Origin of the sequence: Limibacterium fermenti, from assembly GCF_041902845.1 — a bacterium.
GTDB classification, from domain to species: domain Bacteria; phylum Bacteroidota; class Bacteroidia; order Bacteroidales; family Dysgonomonadaceae; genus Limibacterium; species Limibacterium fermenti.
Window position 1 is genome coordinate 3,228,492 of record NZ_CP159486.1, and the last position, 18,105, is coordinate 3,246,596.

The 18,105-nt window shown below is 41.0% G+C and carries 19 protein-coding genes; 3 read left to right on the top strand and 16 right to left on the bottom strand.

The window, feature by feature from the left end; translation table 11 throughout:
- The 14 genes from ABNK31_RS14010 to ABNK31_RS14075 form a co-directional block, all read right to left on the bottom strand.
- Positions 1 to 570: a conjugal transfer protein TraO gene (locus tag ABNK31_RS14010; RefSeq protein WP_418893107.1), complete on the bottom strand. Its 570-nt coding sequence runs from the start codon at positions 568 to 570 to the stop codon at positions 1 to 3.
- Positions 570 to 1,496: a conjugative transposon protein TraN gene (gene traN / locus ABNK31_RS14015; protein ID WP_418893108.1), complete on the bottom strand. Its 927-nt coding sequence runs from the start codon at positions 1,494 to 1,496 to the stop codon at positions 570 to 572. The genes ABNK31_RS14010 and traN overlap by 1 nt, the downstream gene beginning before the upstream one ends.
- Before the next feature lie 31 nt (positions 1,497 to 1,527).
- The gene (gene traM / locus ABNK31_RS14020) at positions 1,528 to 2,907 is read right to left on the bottom strand and encodes a conjugative transposon protein TraM (protein WP_418893109.1); all 1,380 of its coding nucleotides are present in this window, start codon (positions 2,905 to 2,907) and stop codon (positions 1,528 to 1,530) included.
- Positions 2,908 to 2,942: 35 nt separating this feature from the next.
- Positions 2,943 to 3,218 (bottom strand): hypothetical protein, encoded by a 276-nt coding sequence (locus tag ABNK31_RS14025; RefSeq protein WP_238867502.1) that lies wholly within the window; start codon positions 3,216 to 3,218, stop codon positions 2,943 to 2,945.
- A gap of 6 nt (positions 3,219 to 3,224) precedes the next feature.
- Positions 3,225 to 3,848 carry a conjugative transposon protein TraK gene (gene traK, locus ABNK31_RS14030; protein WP_238867501.1) on the bottom strand — a complete coding sequence of 208 codons (624 nt, stop codon included), beginning with the start codon at positions 3,846 to 3,848 and terminating at the stop codon, positions 3,225 to 3,227.
- 24 nt (positions 3,849 to 3,872) lie between these two features.
- Positions 3,873 to 4,868 carry a conjugative transposon protein TraJ gene (gene traJ, locus ABNK31_RS14035; RefSeq protein ID WP_238869505.1) on the bottom strand — a complete coding sequence of 332 codons (996 nt, stop codon included), beginning with the start codon at positions 4,866 to 4,868 and terminating at the stop codon, positions 3,873 to 3,875.
- Between the two features lie 115 nt (positions 4,869 to 4,983).
- Positions 4,984 to 5,613 (bottom strand): DUF4141 domain-containing protein, encoded by a 630-nt coding sequence (locus ABNK31_RS14040; protein WP_238867500.1) that lies wholly within the window; start codon positions 5,611 to 5,613, stop codon positions 4,984 to 4,986.
- A 29-nt stretch (positions 5,614 to 5,642) separates the two neighbouring features.
- Complete coding sequence (locus ABNK31_RS14045; RefSeq protein WP_238867499.1) at positions 5,643 to 8,126, bottom strand: TraG family conjugative transposon ATPase; 2,484 nt, start codon at positions 8,124 to 8,126, stop codon at positions 5,643 to 5,645.
- A complete protein-coding gene (locus ABNK31_RS14050; protein WP_238867498.1) occupies positions 8,123 to 8,446 on the bottom strand; it encodes a DUF4133 domain-containing protein in 324 nt (107 codons plus the stop codon). The genes ABNK31_RS14045 and ABNK31_RS14050 overlap by 4 nt, the downstream gene beginning before the upstream one ends.
- Before the next feature lie 2 nt (positions 8,447 to 8,448).
- Positions 8,449 to 8,748, bottom strand: coding sequence for a DUF4134 domain-containing protein (locus ABNK31_RS14055; protein WP_238867497.1), 300 nt, complete (start codon positions 8,746 to 8,748; stop codon positions 8,449 to 8,451).
- Between the two features lie 127 nt (positions 8,749 to 8,875).
- Entirely contained in the window at positions 8,876 to 9,568 is a 693-nt protein-coding gene (locus ABNK31_RS14060) for a hypothetical protein (RefSeq protein WP_238867496.1), read from the bottom strand.
- 2 nt (positions 9,569 to 9,570) lie between these two features.
- Positions 9,571 to 10,038 (bottom strand): DUF3408 domain-containing protein, encoded by a 468-nt coding sequence (locus ABNK31_RS14065; protein WP_238867495.1) that lies wholly within the window; start codon positions 10,036 to 10,038, stop codon positions 9,571 to 9,573.
- A 5-nt stretch (positions 10,039 to 10,043) separates the two neighbouring features.
- Positions 10,044 to 10,811 carry a ParA family protein gene (locus tag ABNK31_RS14070; protein ID WP_238867494.1) on the bottom strand — a complete coding sequence of 256 codons (768 nt, stop codon included), beginning with the start codon at positions 10,809 to 10,811 and terminating at the stop codon, positions 10,044 to 10,046.
- 340 nt (positions 10,812 to 11,151) lie between these two features.
- The gene (locus tag ABNK31_RS14075; RefSeq protein ID WP_418893110.1) at positions 11,152 to 11,334 is read right to left on the bottom strand and encodes a hypothetical protein; all 183 of its coding nucleotides are present in this window, start codon (positions 11,332 to 11,334) and stop codon (positions 11,152 to 11,154) included.
- 184 nt (positions 11,335 to 11,518) lie between these two features.
- Between ABNK31_RS14075 and mobA the strand changes: the two genes are divergently transcribed.
- From mobA to mobC, 3 genes are read left to right on the top strand one after another with little or no spacing between them, the layout of a single operon-like run.
- The gene (gene mobA / locus ABNK31_RS14080) at positions 11,519 to 11,935 is read left to right on the top strand and encodes a conjugal transfer protein MobA (protein ID WP_238867493.1); all 417 of its coding nucleotides are present in this window, start codon (positions 11,519 to 11,521) and stop codon (positions 11,933 to 11,935) included.
- On the top strand, positions 11,935 to 13,191 hold the full coding sequence (mobB, locus tag ABNK31_RS14085) for a conjugal transfer protein MobB (RefSeq protein WP_238867492.1): 1,257 nt from the start codon (positions 11,935 to 11,937) through the stop codon (positions 13,189 to 13,191). The genes mobA and mobB overlap by 1 nt, the downstream gene beginning before the upstream one ends.
- A gap of 49 nt (positions 13,192 to 13,240) precedes the next feature.
- Positions 13,241 to 15,253, top strand: a complete 2,013-nt coding sequence (mobC, locus tag ABNK31_RS14090) for a conjugal transfer protein MobC (protein ID WP_418893111.1) — start codon at positions 13,241 to 13,243, stop codon at positions 15,251 to 15,253.
- Positions 15,254 to 15,345: 92 nt separating this feature from the next.
- On the opposite strand, the gene ABNK31_RS14095 is transcribed toward mobC, so the two are convergent.
- Positions 15,346 to 16,791 (bottom strand): hypothetical protein, encoded by a 1,446-nt coding sequence (locus ABNK31_RS14095; protein WP_418893112.1) that lies wholly within the window; start codon positions 16,789 to 16,791, stop codon positions 15,346 to 15,348.
- A 3-nt stretch (positions 16,792 to 16,794) separates the two neighbouring features.
- Positions 16,795 to 18,105, bottom strand: a complete 1,311-nt coding sequence (locus ABNK31_RS14100; protein ID WP_418893113.1) for a TolC family protein — start codon at positions 18,103 to 18,105, stop codon at positions 16,795 to 16,797.

Here is an 18,105-nt window from a genome sequence, read left to right on the forward strand (position 1 = left end):
TTAGAAAATAAGTCTTATTCCCGTTTGCAAGGAAGGCCTGAACATCTCCACATCGCTTTTCCACAACACGTTGCATTTTCCTTTCACGAAAAACACCAAATTATCGGTAGTGTAAATATCCAACGCCAAATGGTATGCCCCGCCGTACACAAAGCGGTCTCGTGTCAATAGTGTTGCACCATCGGGTAAAAGTTTTTCGCCCCGATTGACGGTTTCATAACCTGCAACGGCGGTAATTCCTGTATTGAGCAATACGTTCTTACCTGTATCGGAAAAGAGATTTAAGAGATAACCGCCCTCGAAAGCAACCGTTTCGGACGGAATTTGCATATCCCGATAAGCAAAATGCCTTTTCGTGTATTCCAATCCGAACAACCAATAATTGGCTCGTTTGTGGTTAATGGTCATCGCCATCTCAGCGGTAAAATTGCCGTTTTCAAACAGGTTGTTTCCGGTAACGGGAACCCCAACCGAGAGCTGCAATCCCCGTTGTCCGGGTATCAGCCGTTGGGCGTGTGATGCGGCAGCTATCGTCACCGTCATCACCATGAATAACAGTATCCGTTTCATCAGAATTTCAATTTCAGGTTATCGATATCTTTGGCACGGATTAAATCCTCATTCTCCACAATAAATGTTTGATGACGACCGCCGTTTTGCTCAAAGAGTGTTACTTCCAATTGCTTGTCATCGGGCAGCGTGAATTGCTCCAGGACAAAGACGGAACGTTGGGTTTGGTATCCGCCGATACGGGTTACTTCGTTGAACGAGCGTAGCGGCTGCAATACCTGTTCCTGTATAGCTGTGCGTTTCGCCACTTTTTTATCCACAACCTTAAACGTGATAAAATCTACCTGATAAGGCATTTGATTTTGGTTTTTAATCAACGTGTGAAAATAAAGTAACCCGTTGTTCGAGTATAATCCTCTCAACAGGAACTGTAAGCCAAACTTCTTACTGCCGATGTGGTTGATTTCTCTGCGGTCGTTTTGCCAAATCGTTTTCATGATCAGTTTCACCAACACCGGTGATTCGTTACCGAGTTCCTTGAAGTAAATATCGGCTTTGTTGGTGGGCAGATTATTCGTACCGGAATGCAGAAAATCCTGCATTTCGATATTCAACCTTTCCGGTTCTTCGGCATATTTCACGTTAAAGGAGAAAAAACTTCCGTCGTTACAGATTACGCTCAGGTTGGTTTCCGTTTCAAAATCGCGAACGGCAGCCTTTACCCGAAGTACGTTGTCGGCATCTTCCGCTTTGCCTGCAATAATGTTACTGCTACCCAAATCAACGTAACGTATTTGGGAAGGAAAAATCAGGTGCACCGTTTTCTCGTAAGTTACAGAGAGTCCGTAAGGCAATACTATTCTGCCGTTGGGAATTGTCCGGCTCATTCCCTGATAGAGATCGCCCGTGTTAATTTGGGCATTTGAGGTAATCGCCGCAGAAAGCAGGGCAACGAAGAAAAAGATTGTTTTTAATTTTAGTTTCATACAAATTGGATTTTAGTGGTTTATAATCGGTTTATCTGTTTTGCATCAAAAAGAGCTTGTGACCGCTTTTGAGCGTCACCTTCACTTCACGCATCCTGTTCCCGAAGTATTGCGATGCACCCTGCAACAGTCCGCGCCCCGCATCGGCGGCCAGTTGTTGTCCTGCCGATGATGCAAACGTGAAACTCGTTCCGGCGGATTGTCCCATTCCGGCAGCAATTTCCTTGGCGGCATTCACTTCCAGGGAATTGGGGATAAAGGCACCCAGTTGTCCGTCTAGGTCGTATGCCGAAAGGTTTACGGGGACAATCCGTTCCCGGTGTTCGATGCTGGTTACGGAAAGCGTCAAGCGGTTGCCCTGTATCCGGGCTACAGCCGTCAACAAGGTGTTTTTCGGAATATACATACCGGCTACGCGGGCCGGTTCCAACAGGCGCAAGCGCACGGTTTCGCCGTCTTTTAACGTTTGGGTTTCATAAACTGCCACTTTCAGCGTGTTTTTTAGCGGAATGTCGTCGACGGTTTCGGTGCAGGGAAGAAACGATCGGTTGCGCTCCTGCATCTGTTCGGCCATAAACACGCTGTCGGGGACATCCTGATAAAGAGCCGACACCACGTTTTTCACTTCGGGCAGTACGGTAAACACAGACTCTTTGGCTTCCGTTTTGGTGTAAGCATTCGGCAACGGTTCGTCCATTTCACGTTCAACGGCAGTTTCAAAAGGATTGGGTGTTGTCGCTTGTTGATTTTGCGGCAGGTATCTGGCTGCCATTTCGTATGATTTTTCCATCAGTTCGAGTTGTCTTTGTATCTCCCGGTCTTCATCTACCAAACCGTTTTTCTCGTCCAGTTGTGCTTGCAATTCATCAATTTGTTGTTGCAAGATTTCCATTTGGGAGTTCTCTTCGTAGAAATTGCCGAGCGTGTTCCGGATATCACCGTAAGCCGATGCCGACCGGCTAATTTCGTTGCCTTTACCGGAACGATAATCCTGATCAGCAAATGATTCCCATTTTTCGAGACGATTATCCGACTTTTGAGTATCGCCGAAAAAGTCGGAAAGTGTACCCATTGTCCATTGACGTTCGTTCTCCTTTTGTTCATTCTCTGCCAGCTTGTAGGCAGTTTCCTTATCTTCGGGCAGTTCACCGCCGGATATTTCCGGTATTTCAACGTTTATTCCCTGTTCGGTTTGCTTTTTCTCTTTTTCGGCTTTTGAAGGTGCAAAAATCCAATATATTACACCGATAAAAACCAAAACCAACAACATATACACCAATACTTTCTTTCGCTTTTGAATTTCTTCGATCGTGGGTAGCTTGCGTGTCTGTGGCTCCTCTCTTTTCTGTTCGTCCTGTTTCGAAGTTTTTTCTTCCGAAACAGTAGTCGAAGTTTCATTATTTTCTTTCATTGTCATAATTTGAAATTTGTGGATTAGTGGTTGTTTTACTTAAATTCTTCTGCTGATAACGTGTCCTTTTCGGGCTCAAGCTTTATCGGTGTGTCAATCAACGGAGCAGGCTCGATATGCTTGATAATTATTGATCTTTCATTTTTATCGAATGCTCTGACAAGCATTATCAATGTCATTACCGCATAAAAGAGCATCACAAGCAAAATGCCGTTCAGTTTTGCCGTAGACGAAAGGTCACCTAATTTCCGTTTTAATTTATCGTTAAAACGATTTCGTTTTTGGCGTATTTTTATCAAGATATTATTCATATTCCTTTATCGTTTGACTGTCCGGATATCTCTGTTTTCACGAATAATAAAATTTTCGACGATAAAACCTTGCGGATTGTTGTCGGAACGGATGGAATTGACCAGACGGCATTCTGAAACCAAACTGCGTTCGGTCAGGTTGCTCGAACGGATGATGTATTGACGGGCAACGGTTCTCACTTCATAAGGATAGACCTCAAAATTGCACTGAATGCTGTCAATTTCGATACGCTGTTGGATATTTCCCGATATAATCCGGTTGTAATATCCTTTTTCCGTAAGGTCTTTGTAGTAGTTGAAAGCCGATTGGTCGGCAAGAAAAAATGCTCGTTTCATATTGCTTTCAATGGCTGACTTGTCGGGCGACAGCGTGAAGAACAGTTCATGAAAACGGCGAATGTGTTCGCGCGCTTCTACCGGACGGTTTGTTGCCGCATCTTGCGAAAGCGCAAGCATCAGTGATTTTCCGTTGTCCAACACATAGACTTTTTCCCGTTGTTTCTCGGCAAAAGCGTATGATTTCCAAAGAGAAAAACCGACTATCAAAAGACACACCACACCAAAAACAACGGCGTAAAGCCGTATCTGCCTGAAAGATGTTTCAATGTTTTTTAATGACTTGAATTCCATATTTTTACTTTGTTTACTCGTTTATTATTTTCTCAATTTACCCAAAACATTTCCGCCTACGGCTCCTGCGCCGGCTCCCGCCACTGCACCGCTTTTTTGCACGGTTTGATTAATGTTTTTTCCGTAGTTGCCCATTCCGCCTGCCTGGATAATCCATCCGGCAACGGTAGGAATTACAAAATATCCGACAATGCCTATCAGCATAAAAATGATATAAACCACACTCGAACCGTCCGGGATGTACGCCGGATTTTCAAGAGCTGCAATCTCTTTGCCTATCATCAGCGTCTGGATTTTGGCAAGCATGGTACTGAACAGATCCGATACGGGCAGCCACAGATAAACCGAAACATAGCGGCTCAACCATCCCGTCAAAGTAGATTGGAATCCGTCAAACACGGCAATTCCGAAAGCAATGGGTCCCAGTATGGAAAGAACGATAAGGAAAAATGTCCGAATGGTATCGATTATCAGAGCGGCAGCTTGAAACAATATCTCCAGAAAAGATTTGAAGGCATCCTGCATCGACTTTTTCAGGTTGTACATCCCCCTTTCCAGATACATTGATGTAATGGTAACAAGGTGTTTCGGGTTGAGTCCCTGCATTTCGTCTATCTTTTTGTCAAACTCTTCGTTGCTGACCAAAAAGGCTGTTTCGGGATTTCTCAGCATCGCTTCCCGTTCCAATCGGTCGCGTTGTTCACGCAATTTGTTCATATCCAGGGTTTGTGCTGCCATCATCTGATTAGTTCCTTTTACCACGGGCGAAAGCACGCTGTTTATCGTCCCCAAAACAATAGTAGGGAAAAACATAATACAAAGCCCGATGGCAAAAGGTCTCAAAAGCGGGTAAACGTCGATCTCTTCGGCACGCGCAAGGGACTGCCACACACGGCTTGCCACGTAAAACAGAGCGCCGAGTCCGGCAACACCCTTGGCTATGCCTGTCATATTGCCCACCAAGGGCATCATTTCAGTGTACAGCGTTCGCAGTACCTGATGTAAATTTTCAAAATCCATAAGCCCCCCTTCCCCCTGAAGGGGGTGTTTTAGTGTCATTATTCATCGTTATTTCATTTAGAAAATATTTATTTACTTAACGTCCTATTCCCCCTATAGGAGGTCAGGGGCAGTTTTACCAGTATTTGTCACTTAACGAACCGTACAGGTCGAGTACCCGTTGTGCGTCATTCTGTTTTTTCGCACGCAGGTAAGAGACCGAGATGTTTTTGTTGGTGTAATAGCTGACCAATGAACGGTATTCACTGACTTCTTTATAGATTTGGTCAATCCAATCCATCCGCTCCTTATCATTGAGTGAAAGGGTTGTGGGATTGACAATCTGTTTCAACTCTTTCAACAATGCCGCACTTTCTTCCAAGAGTCTTGTGTAGCCGAACGCGATCGCGGTAAGCTCTTCGAATGAGAAGTTTTTATCCTGCAGCATCAATTTGTAGCTGTTCACGTACAAATCCGAAATATCACCCACCATCAAGATGGTTTGCTGTACTTTTCGGGCATCCTTCACTAAATCGTTCACCTTACGCAGAGCATCATAATACTCTTTTCCCTGCTTATATACTTTCTCTACTTCCTTAAAGTTGTCGAGCGTATTTTTAACCGTTTTGGACGTCTGGATAATTTCTTTTGCCGTATTCGCAATGGAGGTGGCAACGTTTACCGGATCATTCACGATAAATTGGGCATTGGCGCAGAAACCGCTTAAAGTCAATGCCGTTACTAAAATTAAAAGTTTCTGTTTCATTGTTTTTGGATTTGGTTTAAAATTCTTGCTTACTTGTTTACCAAGAGTTTTATCGCCCTCTCCATATCTCCGTCCAACGATTCCGCTTTGTTCATCACTTCCAATTTTTCGGTTTCTTCGGTGGTGTAGCAAAGGTACTCTTCACGAGATACTTCGGTGGCGTAAACTGCGGATTGCGTTCCGCCCAGCCCTATCCAGACCTCTTTGTATTTACGGTTCGGAGCATTGTTCTGGTTAATGGAAAGTATTTGCGCTTTCTCCTTTTCCGTTAGTCCGAGCAGTGCCTGTATCTGATCGAATTTGTTCATATACTTGCGTTGGTCCAATAATATCTTGCAGTCTGAATTGTTGATGATGCTCTCTTTGACTATCGGGCTGGAAATGATGTCGTCCACTTCCTGCGTTACCACGATGGCTTCGCCGAAATACTTGCGCACCGTTTTGTACATGTATTTCAAATAATCAGCCATATTTGCCGATGCAACGGCTTTCCATGCCTCTTCCACTATCAGTTGTTTACGAACTCCTTTCAATCGCCTCATTTTATTGATAAAGGCTTCCATGATGATAATCGTGACAACAGGGAAAAGCTCGCGATTTTCCTTGATGGCATCTATCTCGAACACGATAAAGCGTTTGTTTAAAAGGTCGATGTTTTTGTCGGAATTAAGCAGAAAATCAAAGCGTCCACCGCTGTAATATTGTCTGAGTGTGGTCAGAAAATTATCGATATTAAAATCATCCTTTTCTACCTTGATTTCCCTGTTTTCCAATTCGGGACGATACACATCACGCATAAACTCGTAAAAAGTGTTGAAGTTGGGCGTGATACTCCGGTCGGACTGAATTTTATGGATGTAGGCCGTTACCGCACTGCCGAGTTCTCCGCTTTCGGTTTTCGATATTTTCTCTTCTTCACTTTTCCAAAGCGTTAAAAGCAGAGTTTTGATACTGTCTTTTTTCTCAACATCGAACACATAATCATCCGTGAAAAACGGGTTGAAAGAAATAGGATTCTCTTCCGTGTAGGTAAAGTAAATTCCGTCTTCGCCTTTGGTCTTTTGATGTATCAGGCTGCACAAACCTTGATACGAGTTTCCCGTATCCACCAACAACACATGCGTTCCCTGTTCGTAATACTGTCTGACAAGATGGTTCATAAAGAACGATTTTCCGCTTCCGCTGGGCCCCAGCACAAATTTATTTCGGTTGGTGATAATGCCTCTTTTCATCGGCAGATCGGAAATATCCACATGCAGGGGTTTTCCGGTCAGCCTATCCGCCATTTTAATGCCGAACGGCGATGTAGAACTTTTGTAGTTGGTTTCCTGACTGAAAAAGCACAGAGCCGGCTCAATGAAAGTGTAAAAACTTTCTTCCGACGGAAAGTCGGCGGCATTGCCGGGCATACACGCCCAATAGAGCGTTGCCGTATCTACGGTGTTGTGTCTGGGTGTGCAGCCCATTAAAGCCAACTGACTGCCCACATCGTTTTTGATATGTTTGAGTTCATCGCGGTTGTCGCTCCACGCTATTACGTTAAAGTGTGCCCTGATGGAAGTCAAGCCTTGAGAATGGGCTATGTTCAGATATTCCTGAATCCACTGCTCGTTGATTTGATTACTTCGCGAATAACGTCCGAGCGAGTGCATATTCCTTGCGCTTTTCTCGAACTTACGCAGGTTCTCATCGCTGTCTTCGATAAAAAGCAGCTGGTTGTAAATGTGGTTGCAGGCAAGCAGCAAGCCCACAGGCGCGGCAAAAGACAATCGGCAATCCGAGCGGTCGGTCGATAATTTTTCATACCGGCTGTCGGGACTGACTGCAGCCGGCAGATCATCGCTCTCTGAAAGCGTGTGCAGGCATAGGATATTGTCGCCGATTTTCACTTCTTCCGCACCTAACGAGATGTCTTCAAGCGGTGCGTGCTCTTTTCCTTTCAATGAAAAGTACTGCTCCAACAGACCTCCTTTTTCGCAGATTTCATCTTCCGAAAGACGGACAAGCGAAATAAAACCGCTGTCGTTTATTATACGTTCAAACTGACTCACACTTTCCAGAAAACGAAGAACGGTCTCCTTGTCCTTTATCTCTTTGGGCAGGATATTCCCTCTGCAAAGAGTAGAAAAATTGCTCTGCATCGCCATTCGCTGTCTGGTGGTTTTGGTCAAAAACAGATAGCACTCGTGGTTGAGATAGGGACGTTCGTTGAAGTGCCGTTCAAAGCTTCGGCTGAGAAAACTCAATTCATCTTTTTGAATGTCAGACTGATAGTTCTCTTTTAAAAACCAATCCTGCTTATGAACCACCGTGAAGTTGGGCAGCACCCGCACCGCCTTATTCCATGCCGAATGAATGGTTTCGTATTCGCCCGCGGTTACGGTAAAAAGTTCGGGCAGTTCTACCCTGAACGCCACGGTAATGTCGGCATCCTTACTCACGATACAGCCATTTTCAACGGCAAGCAACGGAAACTTATTTTCCAAGGTTGTCATTTTACTGATGTTTCTCATGCTCCTTTTCTTCTTTTTAAGAGTGAACGCATACGTTTTCGGTTGATTAGATAGCGGGGGTGGTTCTTTCGGGCTGAAATTTTCATCAAGCCGTGCTGCCCGTACTTTTTATTCATCGAAAAGGTTTTCCACACGATAATCGTTGCACCGGCAATACCGAGTACAAGACATAAAAATTGGTTTACACCTGCCATGTACAGCACTGCCACCAGGATAAACATCGCCAACAGTCCGCCTGCGAAAATGAAAAGGTATTGGGCTTTCAAGCCTTTAAACTCGACGCTGCGGCCCACGCCTTTATTGATTTCGTATTCCGCCATTTTTACAAGAAGAAGGAACGTAGAATAGTGGCTGCCACAATCAGGAACACACACGCACCAAACCACGAAGCCGCGGTTTTGGACGTGTCAGGATCGCCGGAACTGAACTTTCCGTAAACTTTTACTCCGCCGATAAGTCCCACAACGGCGCCGATGGCGTAGATGAGTTTGGTGGCGGGATCGAAATAGCCGGTTACCATATCGGTAGCTTTGGTGATTCCGGCAGCACCGTTTCCTTGTGCAAAGGCATTAAAAGCAGCAATCAGAACGATTGCCGTTGAGAGGATTTTTTTCTTTGCCATACAAACATTTGTTTAATGACTTCTGTCGTTCTTGGATGAGGAACAACAGAAGTCGGGTTTATAAAATTGGATTTAGTGGTTTTGTAAATGTTGTTTACCTGTTTATTTGTAAACTCGTTTACTGTAATCAAATGAAATTCCGGATGTCGAAACTTCGCCAATCTTCGGCTGTTTGTACTTTTTGTGGCGAAGCATCAAGCATCTTGGCAATCTTTCGGTTTGCGTCGGGCAACGCATTCATTATTTTTTCCCATAAATCGGTATGGGCAAGTTTGATGGCAGCCGTGGCTACGGATTTTTGCTCATCGGGTTGCAACGCATCTTTCTGTATCAGGCGAGTTATCTGTTGCAACTCATCGAAAGAGACTCCCGTGGCAAAATCATTCTCATTATCGGCTGTCGTGCGGTGCGCCTGCAATTCGGTTTCTTCCTCTTGCCAATCTACTTCGTCTTCGTCCGGGTCGGGGTCTTCCCGTGTGTCGGTTTCATCGGTTTGTTCCGTCCCGAAAACTTGGTCGAGTTCCTCGCTCGGAATTTCACGGGCAAAAGTAGCCGGTTTATCTTCACGATTTTCAGTTTGGCACTCGGTGGCTTCAATTGGCTGTGATTGGCGTTCCGGCTGCCGGGCTGTACCCATAATATCGGGTATTTTCAACTGTTTTTGAGATGTCTGTTTCATACTGCGTCCGTAACTTTCTCGCTTATCTTTTCTGCTTGTCTGGATGTAGAGACCGATAAGCAGGACGGTAAGCGAAAAAGCGGCTGTTCCGACAATAACAAGCAGGAACTGCCACAAGGTGGATATAAAAAAAGGATTCATGGTTATCTGTTTTTATTGATTAATGGCTTATAGTTTTTGTCGAATACATCTGTTATCTCCTGCTCAAACATCTCAAAGTGATGCGTCAAAATGTTATCCAAGTAATCGGTAATGGATATTTCATTATTTCCTATCACGCTGATTATGCGATTGATGCTGTTGTGGTAATCGGCACGGATATATACACCTTTGCCCGAACGGACGGTTAAATCGGCTTTTTTTATAAAACGACTTTCATAATCTATCAGGTTTTGTCGATTTTTACGTTTCTTGTTTTCCCGAATCTCCTGTTTTTCTGTTTGTAAATCGTTATCACGTTCCTGTGTCTGATTATCTGCCATCTTCTTTTCTGAAACTTGACGTATCTGCTCGTTTACGGCAGGAGCTAACTTATCGTGTCCGGAACGTGTTTCGGAAACTATGGACATGATATATTCTTCGTTAATGGGTGGTTTTCTGTTTTCTTCCATAAAAATCAGTGTTGAACGATTTGTAAAAATTCCGTGATAAACTCCTCGATCCGGGCGAACTTGGAAAGTCGCCTGTCAATCGGAAAAAGTGTAGAGCGTGAAATCTGTCGATTTTCCATTTGGGCGGACATCTCTTTCCGGAACCGCTTGCTGTCGGGAAGGTAGGTCTTCATCAGTGATAAATCCAATTCTTTGATTATATGGTCATAATGAGCATAAAGTTCCGATTTCTCCCTGCCGTCCACCATATTCCAAAACAGATGAATCCCTTTGATGCCGGTATCCCCGCCTTTTACCAACACGCCGTTCAGCACGTTCATAAAAGCAAGTGTGCTTTCCAACACCAAGCGGTCGGCAATGATGGGCGAAAAAATGTAGTGCATACGCGAAATGGAATTGATTACTCCTGCCGAGTTAATAGTCCCCGGTAAATCGAAAAACACGAAATCGAAATCAATCGGTGTCTCTTTTAAAAATACTTCTGCCTTTTGGATTACCTCATCGGGTTTGCACGAAATAACAGGGTATGCCTTTTTGTTGATGGAGGTAAATTGCTCGTAAGCCAACAGCTTGAAACGTTCGCTTTCAATCACGGTTTTGGTGTCCCTGTCGCGCATTTTGACAATACTCCATTGTGGATAATCGCAGTCAAATACAGCCACGTTGTACCCCATCCGGTAATGCAGGATGCTTGCTGTAATCGTAGTCATCGCACTTTTTCCTACTCCTCCCTTCTGTGTTGTGAAGGCAATAAATAATGTTTCTTTTTTCATTTTCCAATGCTTTTTTTAATGAATAATTCTGTTTTAATTCTCTTGTTGTATTGAATCACATTTTTGAAAAAATTTAATGTTTTGATTTGCTTTTTCGCTAATTATTAAAAGAGAAATTGTTCTATAATGCTGTCTTTCTTTTTAAATAATCCAATTATTATAACTTGATTATCAATGATTTAAATTTTTAGTTTGCTCATTTTTATGCCCTTTTTTTTGAATGCTTGCATGAAATGGCATTCAAGCAATATTGCATTCATAATTCTTATTGGAAATTGTGAATTAATTAAAAGGGCAACTTTTAAAGTTCAACTTCCATTGATTTATAATGCCGGAAATTTCATACTTTCTTTTTTTCTGCAAATAAAAACAGAATCTTCACGCGCTTGTCGGTTTTGGCGTTTCGTGGCGTCGTTTGGCAGTATTTGGCGTTTTTACTACGAGCTTTCACGACTATTTTTCCCCTTAATTTTGCACTGTATTGAAACAGATGCAGGCTGACGTGCCTTTTCGGATAAATCATCTGCCCATTCTTTTCAATCGACTGGTTTTAATCCCGACACGGTCGGGATTTTCTATTCGCCGGAATAGAGCAAGTTGTGTTTTCAGGCACTCGAAACTTTCGCCGTGCCTGAAAACCAACTTTAAAATCCTCTCCGAAGTCGGGATTTTTTTGAAACGGACTGATTTTATAGAATGAACTGATTATGACAACTAAAAAATATTCGGGTGGCAGAAAACCCAAACTCTCAAAGCGAAATAATCGCTATGTGGTACGTCTGACGGACGATGAAAATGCTCGTTTTTTGACTCTTTTTGATGAGTCGGGATTACAGACCAAGGCGGAATATATTCTCGCAGTACTCTTTAATCGTAAAATTAAAACGGTGAAAATAGATAAAGCTGGACAGGATTTTTATATGCGACTGACCACTTTTCATTCGCAATTCCGAGCAATAGGTGTCAATTACAACCAGATTGTTAAGGCGTTAAAAACAAATTTTACAGAGAAAAAGGCATTGGCTTTTCTCTACAAATTGGAAAAAGAGACGATAAAATTGGTGGAACTGTCGCAGAAAATCGTGGCACTGGCAAACGAGTTTAAACAGAAATACGGTGTATAATGGTGGCGAAAATCGGACACGGAACATCGCTTTTCGGGGCAATTTCGTACAATAAATTGAAGGTGGATGATGAAAACGGCAAGGTGCTTTTCGCTCAAAATATCATAGAACAGGCAGACGGAACATATCAAATGCCGGACATTTTGCACTCCTTCAAGCCTTATCTGTCAGCCAACAGACGTACTGAAAAGCCGGTAATTCACATTTCGTTAAACCCAAACCCAACCGATAAAGTAACTGACGAAAATTTTATCAAGATGGCTCAACAGTATATGGACGAACTCGGTTTTGGCGAACAACCGTACATCGTTTTCAAACATACCGATATTGACCGGACACATATTCACATTGTTTCGGTGAGGGTGAAAGCCGACGGAAGTTGCATTTCCGATGCCTATGAGAAACGGCGGTCGATGGATATCTGCCGGAAGTTGGAACAGGAATTTAACTTAACTCCTGCCGATAAACAGGAACGGCAAAATGTACTTCCGCTTCAAAAAGTGGATTACTCGAAAGGTGATGTAAAACGGCAAGTTGCCAATGCGGTTCGTGAGTTGGCAAAATCATACCGTTTTCAAAGTTTTAGCGAGTATCGGGCACTGTTATCATTATTTAATCTGACAGCGGAAGAAGTGAAAGGCGAACACAAAGGAAAACCTTATAATGGATTGGTTTATTCGGTATTGAACAAGAAGGGCGAAAAGGTTGGTAATCCCTTTAAATCGTCGCTTTTTGGCAAATCGGTCGGTTGCGATGCTTTGTATAAGAGAATGGACAAAGAGAAACAGACTTGGAAAATGGATAAAGCAACCAAAAACCGACTTCGAGTGAATATTTTGAAAACTATTTCTGACTCAAAAAAACGAAAAAACTTCGAGAAAAATCTGCTTAAAAAGGGGATTTCAGTGGTGTTCCGCGAGAATGAGCAAGGACGTATTTACGGCGTAACGTTTATCGACCATCAAAGTAAAACTGTTCTCAACGGTTCTCGTTTGGGAAAAGAGTTTTCGGCAAACGTGTTTCACGAGTGGTTTGCAAACGGCATTAAGCCGGAAGTTTCCCAAAAATCGGATACTCAAATCCAATCCAAAGAAAAAGAATATAATCCGTTTGCCGATTTGGAAAAAGCACCGGAAACAAACGATGTTTTTCCGGGTGTTTCTTTACTCGAAATGCACGGCGACGATTACGAAGATGAACTTTTCAAACGTAAAATGCGAAAAAAGAGAAGAACAATTAAGAAACCAAAACTATAATCAATTTTACTAACCAAAACTCCCCCTTTAGGGGGCTGGGGGGCATATTATGCAACAAGAAGACGATTTAAGGGGACTCGCCAAAACAATGGAATTTATGCGGGCCGTAAGTATTTTATTTGTGGTTATCCACTGTTATTGGTACTGTTATGAGGCGTTTCGGGAATGGCACGCAACGATTGCCGTGTTAGACAGAATTTTGATGAATTTTCATCGAACAGCAGGACTGTACAAACATCCGCTGATTACGAAATTCTTTTCGGTGCTGTTTCTGGCATTATCCTGCTTGGGAACAAAAGGGATGAAAGATGAAAAAATCACGTGGACGAAGATTTGGATTGTGTTGGGTTTCGGCATCGCACTGTATTTTCTGGACTTTTGGATATTGGCGTTGCCGATTGCCAAAACAGGCATTGCGGTATGGTATATTTTTACAATTTCGGCAGGTTATATTTGCCTCTTGATGGCAGGACTTTGGATTAGTCGCCTTTTGAAAAACAACCTGATGGACGATGTGTTTAATACCGAAAACGAGAGTTTTATGCAGGAAACCCGTCTGATGGAAAACGAGTATTCTGTGAATTTGCCTACACGATTTTACTATAAAAAAAAGTGGAACAACGGCTGGATAAATGTGGTCAATCCGTTTCGGGCGAGCATTGTTTTAGGTACGCCTGGTTCCGGAAAATCATACGCCGTGGTTAACAACTACATCAAACAACAAATAGAGAAAGGTTTTTCCATGTACATTTACGACTTCAAGTTCGACGACCTTTCCACCATCGCCTACAACCACTTGCTAAAGCATATCGACAAGTACAAAGTTCCGCCAAAATTTTATGTAATAAACTTTGATAATCCACGCAAAAGCCATCGCTGTAATCCAATTAATCCGGCATTTATGACCGATATCTCGGATGCTTATGAAAGCGCTTACACAATAATGCTAAACCTCAATAAAACGTGGATTCAGAAACAGGGCGATTTCTTCGTGGAAAGTCCGATAATTTTATTGGCTGCGATTATTTGGTATCTGAAAATATATGAAAACGGCAAATACTGTACTTTTCCGCACGCTATCGAGTTTCTGAATAAGAAATATGCTGATACCTTTACTATTCTCACAAGCTATCCCGAATTGGAAAATTACCTTTCGCCTTTTATGGATGCGTGGGAAGGCGGTGCACAAGACCAATTACAGGGACAAATTGCATCGGCAAAAATCCCGCTGTCGAGAATGATTTCGCCCGCACTCTATTGGGTAATGACGGGCGATGATTTTTCGTTGGACATTAATAATCCGAAAGAGCCGAAAATTCTTTGCGTGGGCAATAATCCCGACCGGCAAAACATCTATTCGGCAGCATTGGGATTATACAACAGCCGTATCGTGAAGCTGATAAACAAGAAAGGGCAGTTGAAAAGTTCGGTAATAATCGACGAGTTGCCAACCATTTATTTTCGTGGATTGGATAATTTGATTGCTACGGCACGAAGCAATAAAGTGGCTGTTTGCTTGGGATTTCAGGACTATTCGCAACTGACACGCGATTACGGCGATAAGGAAAGCAAGGTTATTCAAAATACGGTAGGCAATATCTTTTCGGGGCAGGTTGTTGGCGAAACTGCAAAAACTCTATCGGAACGTTTCGGAAAAGTGTTGCAGAAACGGCAATCAATGACCATTAACCGGCAGGATAAATCGACTTCTATTTCTACGCAGATGGACAGCCTTATCCCGGCAAGTAAAATCAGTAATCTAACACAAGGAATGTTCGTGGGTGCGGTTTCGGACAATTTCGACGAACGTATCGAGCAGAAGATTTTTCATTGCGAAATCGTGGTGGATAATGCTCGTGTTGCCGCCGAAACAAAAGCGTACTGCAACATCCCCGAAATAGTCTCTTTTACCGATGAAAACGGGAACGATACGATGCAACAGGATATTGAAAAAAATTACAGACAAATAAAGGCGGATGTGGAAAATATTGTAAAATCGGAGAAACACCGCATAGAGAATGACGATAATTTGAAGCACCTTATCAAAGAGAAGAAAGACTAATATGTAAAAGTTTAGATTTTGATCTGACAGTCTATTATTTTGTTACGTATTCAAGATTAAGTTTTCTATGTTTACATTTAAAATTTAGTATTTTACCACCATTTACAAATATTATTCTTGAAAGTGAAAGGTCTCCCTACTGTTTTTTCTTGACACTTAATAATATAGAGACAATTACCGGGAATACGTGAAAATATTACCCTATCGTTTTTAGCAATTGATTCGGAAATAAATTGCCAACCTTGATTATAAATATATATTTGATACTTTGTGCCATTAACTGGTTTTTCTCTATAATAATCATTCGCAATACCTTGAAATATATCATTGGGCAAATTATTCAAATCACCCCAAGCTTGCGCATATTCTTCTTCTCTTGATCTTAGAAACCTTATTTCAATCTCTATATGACTATTTATTAATGGGTTTAACTTTTTCATTTCCGAATATTCCGATAGTATAAAAGGCTCAGATATAGTATTAGTTCCGTCAGATAAAATATACAGTAAACCTTTATTCATGTTTTCAAATTTTATACTATTCTTGCCACAAATAGCGGCTGATACAGAAACCCACTTGTTTCTGTTATAAACACATAAGAATAAAACTTCACCGTCATATTTTTTATCTACTTCCAAAATAACATCAGCTACATTAAAATACTCTGAAGTAACATCTTTAAAATTTAGTTCTTTAAATAAAATGTTCTTTTTAGGCAAAAAGTGATGTTTAATTTTCTTGTATTTTTCATCAATAGAAAAGGTTTTGCGAAATACTTTTGCTGGATACCTATAACCACTTTTTGTAGAATCTATTTTGCAATCATACAAAATAAACGGATTATATGTGGTTGATTCTTGTAAACCCATAAACGGAACCATTTTCTTTTCATTAACATCGTAGATAACATTCCAGGCATGACTTCCATCCGCGTTTCCCCAACCTAAAATATAATCAACCGTTGTGGCATAACCTAAAGATCTGAGAGGATAAAGAACAACTTTAGTCATATCAAAGCAATTTCCGGATATACCTTTTTGATAATCACTCCAAGATTTATCCTTATATTCATTTCCTCGATTTTTAAAACTAAAATTCTTACCTAAATATTTATTTACAGTATCACAAACAAAAAAGATATCATGGGAGTTAGGATTAATAAAACTGAATTCTTTAATACAACTCAACCTCCAGTTTTCAAATGATTCTTGATAGATTACCGGCGGCAATATATATTCACAAAAGACATTAAATGGTAAAAATCCGGTTACAATTTTATCTCTGCATTGCTGTAGTGTGAAATTTATATCATCTATTATGGTATAATTTAGATCTGTCTTTCTTGTTAAAAGCTTGTTATTAAAAGAAGCATTTTCCTTTATGAAAAGATAAGAATTCGATAGCAAAGAATCATCTTGCTGTTTAATAGAGTTTTCAATTATTCTTATTTTTTTTTCAGTATTACTCTCTAAAAAAAGAATGAATGAAATACTTAAAATGGTAATAAAGCCCAATAATGTTACTAATTTGGCTTTCATAATTTATTTTACTAAAAATTTTAATATCTTCAAACGAAAAGCATATTCATATTTAGCTTGAGTCTTTTCACCCAAAACCTGTATTAAAATATTCTTAGCTTGGAAAAGTTCGTAGGAAGTCGCACGTCCGTTTTCATATTTTTCTTGAACAAATCGAAGCGCTTCACGATTTGCTGTTTCAGATTTTTGAGCAGCCTCCAATCTACTTTGAGCCGCAAGTGCATTATAAAAAGCTTGATCAATATGTTTACGAAGTTCGATTTTGGCCTTACTCTCATTTAATTTTGTTTTCTCTAAAATAATATTCATATTTTTTACCGCATTTCTCACTTGAAACCGATTAAAGATAGGAATGTTTAGAGTTACTCCAATGGAATTACTAAGATTGTTCTGAATTTGTGAGTTGAACGAAATATTATCTCTCCCGTTCATTTTATAATAGCCTGTATTCATCTGTGCACCTAAAGAGATGGATGGAAAGTATTGAGACTTGGCTGCTAATAATTCATTCTTTGCCGCATCTATTTGAAATTTTATACTCCGAATTTCCGGACGATTGTTAAATGCGTTTTCATATACCGAGTTATTTAAGAAAATAAGACCCTCTTCAAATAATGAGTCAAGTGTTTCTATGGAAATGTCGAAATCTTCCAGGTCTTCTAATTCCATTATTTGCATCAAATCAAGTTTCGACAGTTTTAACTTGTTTTCCGCATTAACCAAGTTGAAATTTTCTTTTGCTAATTGAGATTCTAGCTCAAGCACCTCCCCATGCAAAGATTTTCCGCTATTAACCAACTCTTTTTTTCTACTAATATTGTATTTACTCAGTTCGATTTGATCGGTAGCTATCTGCACAAGCTCTTTATTCATTAAGACAAGTAGAAATGCAGTTGAAACATTAATTGCAATATCTTCTTTTATTTTATCTAAATCTGCATCTGAAGCTGCTAAATATGCTTTTCGTGCTTCAATATCATGTTTCATTTTTAACCCATCGAAAATTGTGAAACTACTGCTTAGCGCAAAACTAGTCTGTAATGAATTTGTGTTTTGATAAGTGTTATCTATACCAATAGAGCGACCAAAAATAAAATTCTGTCCAACAGAAGCATTGAGGTTTGGGAGCAAATTGGCACGCGCTTGCTGGTAAGCAACTCCTTTCTGTTCATGTGTAAGCCTTTTTTCCCGAATATCAAGATTGTTTTTTTGTGCTATTTCTATACATTCATGAAGGCTATATACCTTTTTTTGAGAATAGGATAAAAAGGATAAAAAACACAGTGCAATTAGTATAAATAATTTTCTCATCAT